Source organism: Pseudomonas sp. BF-R-30 (assembly GCF_019956175.1).
GTDB classification, from domain to species: domain Bacteria; phylum Pseudomonadota; class Gammaproteobacteria; order Pseudomonadales; family Pseudomonadaceae; genus Aquipseudomonas; species Aquipseudomonas jessenii.
This window is the reverse complement of sequence record NZ_JAHBDE010000003.1, coordinates 113,807-124,250: the sequence shown is the minus strand read 5'-3', so window position 1 is coordinate 124,250 and position 10,444 is coordinate 113,807. Positions and strand designations below refer to the sequence as shown.

Below are 10,444 nucleotides of genomic sequence, written 5' to 3'. Positions count from 1 at the left end.
TGCAAATGACTGGTCAGGACGAACGCAAACGGGTATTCAAGTGGAGTGCAATTTCGCACACAATGGAACGTCGAAGCGTTGATAACACTAAACGCGGTATGTAGATGTGCTCGGAACACGCCGCGGCGCTTTCGTAAAGAATGTTATCGAAGCACTCGTTCCCATTCACGAGTTGCTAATTTGTGACACGCTGAAGGTGATCCGCCGAAGCATCGTTTCGATACAGTCGCCATTTCGGCCTCTGTCGTGTAACGGATACAGACTCCGTTTTCGTCCAACAACACCCCTCCTGCACCTCTCAATAGCGCATGCCCAGCTACGACGTCATGAGCTGAGACAGGATAGAGCGAGACACCACATACAGCATCGCCGATGGCGACTCTTGCTAGTCTGTATGCAATTGACGGCATTGCATGAAAAAACGCCGGTGCGCACAGCTCACGATTGTGCTCCGGTTTATTCACCGCCGCGGCGCTGACCATTACTGTGCTGCCTTTCGAGAGCTTTTTATCAGCAAGACGTACGCTTACTGGTTTGCCGTTGCGAATCAAGTGTGGAACACCTTCTGCCCAACCGATGCAATCTGGAAGCCCCTCAGGAGTGACAGGGGCATACACAACCCCGAGCACTGGGATAGTCTCATGCAGCAGACCCACCGACAGAGCAGACCCCTTTAGCCCCTTCAAGAAATCACTTGTGCCGTCGTTTGGGTCTACAACCCAACACCAGGCATGCCCGGTGAGCAAGTGCCCCGTCTCTTCACCCCAAAAATCGCACCCAAGTAGGTTGAGAAGTTCAGGCCTCAAAATATCTTCGATTTCTACGTCAACTAAGGCCTTGTCGCCGTGGCCGCGGGGTCCATCCGCACGATTCCACTCCTTCGAGAGCAAAACGCCTGTGCGTTCAACGATCTGGGTGACTTGAGCGAGGAGATTTGAAAGATTTTGACTAGCCATAACGCTCCGAAAAATGACGGCTGCCAGAATCCCTCAAGCGCAGCCGAAACATTATAGGTCGTGGGCACACGGGCTTCATCCATGAAACGTCCTATAAAACAGGTAGTTGCATGCCATTTGACCTGACGTTTGCATTCGATCTGACCAATTGCATTCAATCTGACCAGTGTATTGGACATCACAGGCCGCAACGCTTTTGACGCGCCCACCGCCAGACACCAATCCTCACTTGGCGAAAGGCTTAGCGCCTGCGGCTTTTGACCTTGCGCATAGAGTCACCCTTGAGCTGAATGACATGAGATTTGTGCACGATTCGGTCAAGGATGGCGTCCGCAATCGTTGGGTCAGAGAACAGGTCGTACCATTTCTCCTTTGGATATTGGCTGGTGATTAGCAACGAGCCGTTTTGAGCCTGTTGATCAATAACATCCAGGAGAAAAGGGCCAAGCTGTGCATCGATGCCTCCAATACCAAGATCATCAATGATCAAGAGCTCGGCTCGGATCAATTGGCGCCGCAGTTTCGGGAGCGTGTGGTCCGCACACGACAGGGATATTTCTTCGAATAATTTTATGGCGGTGCGATAGACCGCAGTTTTGCCAAATCGACAAGCCTGATTTCCAAAAGCACAAGCCAACCAGGTTTTTCCGGTACCGGTTGCACCGGTGATGATTAAGTTTTGTCGACGTCGCAACCATTCGCATTCACCCAGAGTAATGACTTCATTGCGATCAAGCCCCCGACTGGCTTTGAATTCAATATTTTCAAGGGTTGCTTCCGACTCGCGCAGCTTGGCTGCTCTTAGCAATCGCTCAATTTTTCTGGTCTCGCGTTGGGATGTCTCTGCCTCCATCATCAGACCCAATCTTGTATCGAAAGGCTGTTTGAGCAGGGATGGCTCCTCCAGTTGGCGCTCATAAGCCATTGCCATTCCCGACAAACCAAGGCTCAGCAACCCCTGAGAAGTGTTCATTGATTGTTTCATACCGGTTCATCTCCCTGCGTGGCGTAATATTGAGCGCCGCGAATGTTTGAGTGCTCGATGAGTGGTGTTGAAACTCTGAACGAAGGGCGCAGATCAGACTCGTTACGTAAAATTGATCGCAGGCGTTCTGAGCTCAGGATGTTCAACGAGTTGGCGTAAGCGCAAGCCGACTCCAACCGAGATGACAAAATTTGTCCTTTACGTACGTCGCGCCTAAGTGCAGCCACAGCCCGGAGCCCTGTGGCGAAGTCCCTACGATCCTCGAGATTTTTTTTGACGTAAAATAAAGTTTCCGGACCGACACTCTCTGCCCATACTAATAACATTTCAGGTTGGGAATCCTGAAAGTGCCCGTGGTTGGGAGATAAATGCTCTCTTAATGTGCTGAACCCTCTACTGTGTTCTACACGATGAGTGCTGATAATTTGCCGTTGAAAGCAGACTTCAAGCCACTCATCGCTTACGCGCAGGTCTACGATCTGGTTTGCGAAGTGATAAGGGACCGAATAATTATGCTCATTGAACTCAACGTGGTAATCCCTGCCCACGCGGACGTGGTAAACCCATTGGCTGTAGTTGTAGCTTTTCTCAGGTAGTGGCTGCAAAGCTGGCAAGTCAATCTCAAGGTAACGCATCATCCGGCTTTTTGGATAAGTTCGAGTAATTCTCTCGTTCAAAACACCGATCCAGTGAAATATTTGCTCATTGAGTTCTTCTAATGAGAAAAATGTACGTGTGCGAAGCCTCGCAAGCACGAACCTTTGAACAATCTGAACGCCTATTTCACCCAATGATTTATCCTTAGGTTTTCGAGGCCTAGCTGGCGTAACAGTTACGCCGTAGTGCTCTGAAAGTTCGGAGTACGCACGATTCAATATAATTTGGTCACGTGTAGTCTTAAGTACTGCCGCCTTCAAATTATCGGGAACCACAAATTTTGGTGCACCTTCAAAGAATTCGAAAGCTCGCACATGACAACGAAGCCAATCCGGAGTCGTCTGACTTGAAACGGCTGTAGCGAATGTGTACCCCGAGGCTCCCAATGAAGCGACGAAAATTTGAGCATTGCTGACAACACCTGTCAGTGGGTCTGTTATAGGCATCGTTCGCCCGCAAAAGTCGACGAACATCTTGTCGCCTGGCAAGTGTATCTGTCTCATGCTGATCTTTTGGGTGTTTAGCCAAGCCTTATAGAGACGTGTAAATTGAGCATAAGAAACGCCCAGAGGCTCATTTTCCCGATACTCCTGCCATAACAATTCCAGTGTCATATCAGATAGTTGAAGCTGTTCGTGGATATGTAACCACCTTGGACAAGCTTTTCTATTAACTGATTCTTTTACGTCGCTGTATAGCCGAGCAGTGAGCATCTTGTTGTCGAGAATCTTGAGACTCTCCCAGGTTTCGCCACTTTGCTTTAGTTGATCTCGAAGTGCCAGAACCGTATTGTGAGATACCTTCGCTAATCGGCCAATGGCTCGGTTAGACAGCGATTCATCACCCACTAGGCGCAACACCTCGCGTTGTTTCTCTACTGGTAGTTTCATCGTTGCTCCCCCGCGACAGGCGTGTGAACGCCTCACAAATCGCGCCGTGTGAAATTTACAGATGAACGGGGTTTGGCCGGCTTGACGCCGAACGCAAGGGAACACAGAATGGCACTGTCTTGGCGTCGAAACCTGACATAACCAAAAAAAGCCTGGGGCGCCAACCCCGGGCTTTTTTGTGCTCCAGAACCACCGTATTAGGGTTCAGTCAGCTCTCATATCATTGCCTCTTTTTCCTGTAGCAGATCAAATCGATCACCTCATTGAGCCTCTTCTTGCATTCCATCCGGCAGCTTCGCAAGCGACAAACGCTGCTTGGCAATCCATGTAGCCACCTCTTTCGATAACGCAAAGGAACCGCGCCGGTTTGGCACATCGAATAATGGCACCTCGATTCGCCCTCGCTGTTTGGCTTTGCGAAATGCCTCATTCGATGCGTAGCCCAACTCCCGCGACAGCGCACTGCTTCCGAGCATAAGCCCGTAACGGTCCACAAGGTCGTCCTCCAATTCGGAGGCGAGGTCCTCTATCTCAATGTCTTCTCGCATGACGCGATTGTCCCGTGTAGTCACGCTTAATGTTAATAAACGAAACTCTTGCCTTCCAGCCGTAAGACTTCTACATTTTTTACGGTACGGACTTTCACGAGGCCGCTGTAAATGACTGATTTTCAACGGATAGCTGAAATCTACGCAACGTTTCCATATGAGATGCGGAATTTTTCAAGTGAAAAAAAATCGCCGCTACGAAGTCCGATTGATTCGATGCGAACTCGCTATTGGTACGAAGGGCTGAAGCAGCGCACTCACTTGTCGACCGCCTATGCTCTGGAGAAATACTTCGAAAAGGAGTCGTTCCAACGAAACAGTAATGGGACCATTCGACATTATCGAAGTAAGTGGGAAGGTTACGACAACGACCTCAATACGCCGAAATCGAAAACGCTCAAACGCGTTGAGCTGCTTGCGCCTGGTTCAACTCGAGAAGTGGAACATCCTCTCTGGGAAATAATGCGACATGTAGCTAAGAAGGATATCGAATTAGACACGCACATGAGAAAACTTAGTGTCGATGTGCAAGAGGCGGTCTATTCGTCAGGCTTTTCAGGTTTGTGTGCGTATTCGAAACGCGAACCTATCACACAGCGTATGTTAGATAAGCTTGAAAAGCGTGCCAGTCTCGACAGTGTAGCTTGTCTCATTTGCTTAATTCTTGAAGCAATTCAGCAAAATCGCGACTCCTCGGCTGTAAAAGCGGTAAATACTTTGCATAACGTGCTTTTAATGGTTGGAATTGAACTGCAGTCTCGTCATATAGCACTTCCATTCTTAGATTGGGTTATTGAACATATATTGCCCCTAGGAGTGTTACCTCATTTAAAAGTTTCGATGGCGAGCAGTGACTACGTGCAAGCTTCAGCTTATTTGAACGCAATGGTTTATCAAAATAAAAGCCGCAGAGGGAAAAGCCTGGAATGGCCTCAGCGCGTCAAAGTTATGCACCGGTTAATTCACGGAAAAATGGGGATGGACGTTGAGTTTGCCATGAGACCAAGATTTGAGCTTAGGCCTGACATTAAGGATATTTCACCGGAAATTATCGAAGACTTTGAGAGCGCCTCTAGATTTCGGAGCTGGGGTTGGAAGTGTATTCTTGAAGGACGTTCAGAACCCTTCCCGCCGGCTCAGCTCTTCCTCTCACAGCACGCGTGCACGAAGCGAGACGACAGTGGTGGCAACCTCAAGCCTTCTTGAGAGCAGTTCCTGATTAAATGCAAATCTACAGCTCTGACAGCTGAGGTAATAGGCAGGATGGATCACAAGCGAGCTCGCTTGCGATGCGATACAGCTTCTCAACCGTGATGTTTACTTCGCCACGCTCAATCCGCCCCATATAGCTACGGTCGATGTTGCAGGCTAGCGCTAATGCATCTTGAGAAACCCTGCGGGCCTTTCTCTGCGCCCGAATGAGTTCCCCTAACGCTTTCGCCAACGTATCCATGCCCGCCTCAATTTCACATGAGGCGGCACTATCGTGTGTTTGCGGACGCAGGAGCCACGGATTATAATCCGTATTTCTTTTGCGTTAACTCTTCTGGTGCCTCAATGAAATCTGCCTCGTATATCTTCGATAAGCGTCTGTATGAGCTGCTTCACGAGGAAGGGCATTCTACGTTTACGACTCGGGAACTTCGTGATGCGTATGCCAAACGCCTGGATGGCATGACTTTTCGTATCGGTGATGTGCGCCGCTATGTGTATGAGCAGATCCGCCGAATGTTACGCATTGGCTGGCTCACACACGATGAAGAGCGTCTTGCGCGGGGACAGGTCTACCACCTACAACCCATTCCGGCCCACTTGCAGTTGGAGCTTATCGATAACGGCTTTGAGAACAGCCTTAAAACTGCGCCGGAACCACACCAGGAGCCTTTAATGCTCGATGATGCGGCCGCACCTCTAGCCCCTCCGAGCGGTTCAGATCAGCGTTTAGAATCGCTCCATAAAGAAATCCGTTTGGACTTCCTGTCTTCGATGGGCGAGGCGGAGCGGTACAAGCTGCTTCTGGATGAGATGCCGTATCTGCGTGACAAGGTCGAGAGCGAGTATCTAGAAGCGAGAGACCGCAGTTCGCGTTTGCTGGGCCATCTCCGCGCGATCGAGAAAACACTCAAGACGCTTGTCGCCACACAATGATTAGGCTCCGAGACTGGCAACACAGATGCATCGACACGGCGTTGGCTCACTTTACTGTCATGCCACATTTTTTCTGCCAGGCAACGCCTGGCGCCGGCAAAACGCGTATGGCGGCAGAGTTGGCTAGCCGATTGCTCGAGCAAGATAGAATCGAGCTAGTTTTGTGCTTCGCGCCGTCCTGCCAGGTTGTGGAGGGTTTTCGCTCAACCTTTGCTGCCGTACTTGGCAGGCGCCTTGATGGTCGGATCGGTGCCGCGGGTGCGGCATTCACCTACCAAGCCATGGAACATCGAGATGAAGCTTTCTGGCAGCTTCTTGATGACTATCGTGTGCTCGTGGTCTTCGATGAAATCCACCACTGTGCTGGCCATGATCCGCTGCTGTGCAACGCTTGGGGACAGCAGATCCTACACCGAATACAGGATCGCGCTGCTTTTACGTTGGCCCTCTCCGGAACCCCATGGCGCTCTGATGACCGAGCCATCGCATTGGCAAGATACTCCACACCCGAAGGGCGCTTGATCTGCGACTACCGCTATGGCCTAAAAGAAGCAATTGCAGACGGTGTTTGTCGCTCTCCTCGAATTACCCTACTCGACAATAAGAAAGTCAAGCTCACTGAGGAAACAGGTGCTGATAGCTCCGTAAGGGTGTTTCCCAGCATTGCCAATCTCTTGGGAGAATCTCCAATCACCTACGAAGAACTGCTTCGGCATGATGAGGTGATCGCTCAACTGCTCGATCTTGGCTGCAGCAAGCTGAGAGAGGTTCGCGAGACTAAGCCGGATGCCGCGGGTTTGGTAGTAGCCACGGACATTGAGCACGCTCAAGAAATTGCTCAAGCCCTGAATGCCAGAGGGGAAGCTTGCCGCATCGTTACCAACAAAACTCCTGATGCTCAGCAAGTGATCAATGCATTCAGGCAAAGTTCTTGTCGTTGGATTGTCGCCGTTGGGATGATCAGTGAAGGCACCGACATACCACGCCTGCAAGTGTGCTGCTATCTCAGCCGCATCCGCACCGAATTGCATTATCGGCAAGTGCTAGGACGAGTGCTTCGACGAACAGGTGAATCGGATAATCAGGCTTGGTTATTCATGCTAGCGGAGCCGACGCTGCAAGGCTTTGCCGAGCGAATTGCAGAAGACTTGCCGGATGATCTGGCGGTGCTAAATGATATGCAGATGCCAGCTTTCAGTTTCAGCTCAGAACTAGGAATGAGTGACCCGGTTGGCAATGACAATGGCCTGGGTAAAAACATTGAAAGCGAAGATCAGCAATTCATCGGTGCCGCCCCTACAAACATCGTCTCACTGGGCGTGGGCGCATCTGGACCTAGCTACCAGGTGAGCTTTTCCCAGCATTTCAGGCAGCAATTGCTAGCCTATTTGTAGGGAGAGGCTCCAGAGCACAACGGAAAAGGGGGCATCGTTTACAGATCGATCCCAACCGCTTGAGCAGATCGTACGCAAGAAAAAGCTGCCACATTCGAAAAACAGTTTTTATGGCAATTCTATCAACAGAGCCAGTGGAACGGTCTTGAGTGCGTCCTCATGTCCGTAGGTTAGGACTTGGCGTTGCACACTGGCATAGGCAAATCCTTCATCGGGAATCGTAACTCTGAGTCGTCGTGTAAAAGCAGCGGGACATTCCTTTGCCCAAAAATCCTGAGCGACCAGAGAGGCAACACCAGTGTCATTTGCAAGCTGCTCAACTTGGCCTGCAATCTCGCCCTCAGGCGCGATAAGCAACTTTGATACAGATCTAAAAACCGCTCGGAAATTGGCTAAATCTACAGATGTCCGCATTCGATAGATTTCGTGCGGCACCTCTGCCAGGGAGAAGATCAACTGCTCGGTCAAATTTGTAAACGGCAGCCAGCATGCAGCTGTAGGTTGAGCTTGCGTTGCGGCATGCAACTGCCGCCAGAAAATCGGAAGGTCCGTAAATATTGCGGCGCCGGTCACTTGCGCCAGGAACATCGAAAGTTCAAGCGGTGCACAGCGAAACGCCATGAGCTGGCTATGATCCTTTCCAGGCTGAGTCGGCTGAAGCAGCGCCAATGGGTCATCATCCCTAAGCCTCTTGATCTTTCGCGCCATTTCATCGACAGCGGCAATATTAAGATGAGGCGACGATTTGCGGATGATACTGCTGATAGAGTCAAGTGGTAGTCGTGAGAACAGTCGCTCAGTGTCGTCCTCGGCAAGCAGCCTAAACATACCGGTGTCGTCGTGAAAGTCCCCTGCATCACTGACGCGTGATTCAGCCATGTCCCGCATCGCTTTACCAAAAGCGAATTCCACCTCCCCAGGGTCAGGAACAAAATGAACTATACCGGCCCGAATGAAGGGCTCAAGCTCCAGTAGGAGCATTACATTTTTCAGGGTCTGTACCCGGTGTTGAGACGGATTTTCGACAGGGCTGAACTCGGGGCGTACACACGCCGGATTGATAAACGGGTTGAGTAAAACTACCTCGTCGAAGTAGCTGGACCAACTGAGCACACTGGTAACCACAGTGCGAGGGTCGATACAGCCCATGTAAACCGCCCGGAAAATCCGAGGGTCCGGCCGCGGCCAAAGCTCCCTGAAGTTTGTATCAGCTGGCCACAGTGCTTGAAGGCACCGATAAATTTGCGTGACGTGCTCGTCGTTGAGTTCTGCGCGCACGTCGTTCCAGCTTTTGCCGTTGTCCAGTCCAAGGATGTTTTTCACCTTGCCGACGAACATTAGGTTCCGCTCTCGAATGCTTGCAACAGACCAGGTAGGCCGATGCGCTTCAGGAATATCCTTGCAACACGCTGTAAACGAATACCCGCTACCGCAACCGCATTCGGCTTCATCATCGGTGGGTTCTGAGGGAGGCGATTTCTTCAGGTACTCATGGCTGCCTGAAGTACGCCCGTAAGGGTCCTGATAGTGGGTAGAGCCATCCTGGTAACCAACGTACATTTCCCCGCCGAAATGCCAAAGCTCGTCAGCTGGTGGGCGAAGCACTTCCCCGATCTTGCCCCAATCTCCGGCGTATTCCCGTTCCGGATAGAGCCAATCTTCCACAGGCGCTGCCACATGTTTGCAGGCGCGAGATTTTAGAAGGTAATTGATTGCCAGCACTTGCTCTCTGGACAGCGACCTGGAACGGATCCATGCATCCGTTCGAACCAGACTTTTTCCGAAGTTGCGGGCATTCTGTCTCTCGGCTAACAGGTCGACACCGTCTGTCTGCTTCGCGAAATCGAGGTGGCTAAGGATTAGGCAATGCTCGGCATCTAGAGGGAAAATCGTCTGCGTCCCGTTCCATTGCACGGACGGCTCATTTGGGTAGCGACATGTCGGCGCATCTGGGGGGCAGGCAGCGTTGTAAAGGGTGACAGGATTGTCGGAAATGATGAATTTAACGTCCGACTTTTTCGCGGAGACGATTTCGCGAACCCCTTCACTCCAGATGGTCAAGTTCAGTGTCAACAGGTGTTGCATTTCTCTCATTAGCCCGAGCTGATCAAGCTGCGAGTAGTGCGCATTGATCCAATCTAGACCTTTCGGTGTACGTAACTTCTGTGCACCTAGGTACTCAAAAAAAGGCGTAAACGCATCATGAACCTCTTCTGGCTGACCACCAGCCAGTTGGCGAATCGCAACGGCTCCGGAGTTGTCGATTTCTCCAAAAAGCAAACGCTCGATTTCATCATTGGGCTGTCCACCAGGCCAGGTAGTGTAGAGGTCAGTTTTTTTGAAGCTGCTCTTCGGGACGCGTTTGGAGAGCGATTTTCCGGGGCCATTCCGATAGATGGTGGGTGACAGATCAAGATAGAAAAACTGCGCTCCAGGCGCTGGAAGGAAACGCTTCTGGTACCAGATTGGTACATAGTGGTTTTCGTGGGTCTGTTGGTCCATTGATAGAGGTTTCCAGAGGCTAGGGTTGATACATGACCCGCTTCACATCGTCAGGTGGACGCTAAAGATCACGGCGCCTAACCGGGCGGCCTCCTTTAAAATGAATGATGACTATCGACGATAGCTAGCCCCCGTACTCTCGTCCACGGTTGAACAGATTAAAACGCATATTCTTGCGCGATTACGCAAGCACGCTGGAGAAACTACTCGAAGCCAACCACTCAGGACTGGTTGATTGCCTGGTATAGGTTGGCAAATCTCAAGCGGGTATACCGAATCGTGTAAACCTGTTTTTTACACTGTTAACCGCGTTGATTAACAAGTCGTAAAAGTGAGTTTCATAACGCTTCAACGTTGCACTTCA

9 protein-coding genes are annotated in these 10,444 nt (G+C 50.8%); 3 read left to right on the top strand and 6 right to left on the bottom strand.

What is annotated here, in order from left to right:
• Window positions 1-143 precede the first annotated feature (143 nt).
• The 4 genes from KGB20_RS02285 to KGB20_RS02270 form a co-directional block, all read right to left on the bottom strand.
• Window positions 144-956 carry an inositol monophosphatase family protein gene (locus KGB20_RS02285; protein ID WP_223531949.1) on the bottom strand — a complete coding sequence of 271 codons (813 nt, stop codon included), beginning with the start codon at window positions 954-956 and terminating at the stop codon, window positions 144-146.
• 241 nt (window positions 957-1,197) lie between these two features.
• Entirely contained in the window at window positions 1,198-1,941 is a 744-nt protein-coding gene (istB, locus tag KGB20_RS02280; RefSeq protein ID WP_223531947.1) for an IS21-like element helper ATPase IstB, read from the bottom strand.
• Complete coding sequence (gene istA / locus KGB20_RS02275) at window positions 1,938-3,488, bottom strand: IS21 family transposase (protein WP_223531944.1); 1,551 nt, start codon at window positions 3,486-3,488, stop codon at window positions 1,938-1,940. The genes istB and istA overlap by 4 nt, the downstream gene beginning before the upstream one ends.
• A gap of 260 nt (window positions 3,489-3,748) precedes the next feature.
• Window positions 3,749-4,036: a hypothetical protein gene (locus KGB20_RS02270; RefSeq protein ID WP_223531942.1), complete on the bottom strand. Its 288-nt coding sequence runs from the start codon at window positions 4,034-4,036 to the stop codon at window positions 3,749-3,751.
• Window positions 4,037-4,147: 111 nt separating this feature from the next.
• Between KGB20_RS02270 and KGB20_RS02265 the strand changes: the two genes are divergently transcribed.
• Window positions 4,148-5,242 (top strand): hypothetical protein, encoded by a 1,095-nt coding sequence (locus tag KGB20_RS02265; protein ID WP_223531940.1) that lies wholly within the window; start codon window positions 4,148-4,150, stop codon window positions 5,240-5,242.
• A gap of 25 nt (window positions 5,243-5,267) precedes the next feature.
• On the opposite strand, the gene KGB20_RS02260 is transcribed toward KGB20_RS02265, so the two are convergent.
• Window positions 5,268-5,489 carry a helix-turn-helix domain-containing protein gene (locus KGB20_RS02260; protein ID WP_038613673.1) on the bottom strand — a complete coding sequence of 74 codons (222 nt, stop codon included), beginning with the start codon at window positions 5,487-5,489 and terminating at the stop codon, window positions 5,268-5,270.
• Between the two features lie 104 nt (window positions 5,490-5,593).
• Here KGB20_RS02260 and KGB20_RS02255 point away from each other — a divergent pair, with 104 nt between their 5' ends.
• On the top strand, window positions 5,594-6,184 hold the full coding sequence (locus KGB20_RS02255; protein ID WP_223531938.1) for a hypothetical protein: 591 nt from the start codon (window positions 5,594-5,596) through the stop codon (window positions 6,182-6,184).
• Window positions 6,181-7,578 (top strand): DEAD/DEAH box helicase, encoded by a 1,398-nt coding sequence (locus KGB20_RS02250; protein ID WP_223531936.1) that lies wholly within the window; start codon window positions 6,181-6,183, stop codon window positions 7,576-7,578. The genes KGB20_RS02255 and KGB20_RS02250 overlap by 4 nt, the downstream gene beginning before the upstream one ends.
• Window positions 7,579-7,686: 108 nt before the next feature.
• On the opposite strand, the gene KGB20_RS02245 is transcribed toward KGB20_RS02250, so the two are convergent.
• Complete coding sequence (locus KGB20_RS02245; protein WP_223531934.1) at window positions 7,687-10,080, bottom strand: DUF4238 domain-containing protein; 2,394 nt, start codon at window positions 10,078-10,080, stop codon at window positions 7,687-7,689.
• Between the last annotated feature and the right edge of the window lie 364 nt (window positions 10,081-10,444).

Excerpts from the sequence above, each read along its gene's own strand:
- KGB20_RS02285 (WP_223531949.1), bottom strand. The coding sequence starts at position 956 with ATGGCTAGTCAAAATCTTTCAAATCTCCTCGCTCAAGTCACCCAGATC.
- istB (WP_223531947.1), bottom strand. The coding sequence starts at position 1,941 with ATGAAACAATCAATGAACACTTCTCAGGGGTTGCTGAGCCTTGGTTTG.
- istA (WP_223531944.1), bottom strand. The coding sequence starts at position 3,488 with ATGAAACTACCAGTAGAGAAACAACGCGAGGTGTTGCGCCTAGTGGGT.
- KGB20_RS02270 (WP_223531942.1), bottom strand. The coding sequence starts at position 4,036 with ATGCGAGAAGACATTGAGATAGAGGACCTCGCCTCCGAATTGGAGGAC.
- KGB20_RS02265 (WP_223531940.1), top strand. The coding sequence starts at position 4,148 with ATGACTGATTTTCAACGGATAGCTGAAATCTACGCAACGTTTCCATAT.
- KGB20_RS02260 (WP_038613673.1), bottom strand. The coding sequence starts at position 5,489 with ATGGATACGTTGGCGAAAGCGTTAGGGGAACTCATTCGGGCGCAGAGA.
- KGB20_RS02255 (WP_223531938.1), top strand. The coding sequence starts at position 5,594 with ATGAAATCTGCCTCGTATATCTTCGATAAGCGTCTGTATGAGCTGCTT.
- KGB20_RS02250 (WP_223531936.1), top strand. The coding sequence starts at position 6,181 with ATGATTAGGCTCCGAGACTGGCAACACAGATGCATCGACACGGCGTTG.
- KGB20_RS02245 (WP_223531934.1), bottom strand. The coding sequence starts at position 10,080 with ATGGACCAACAGACCCACGAAAACCACTATGTACCAATCTGGTACCAG.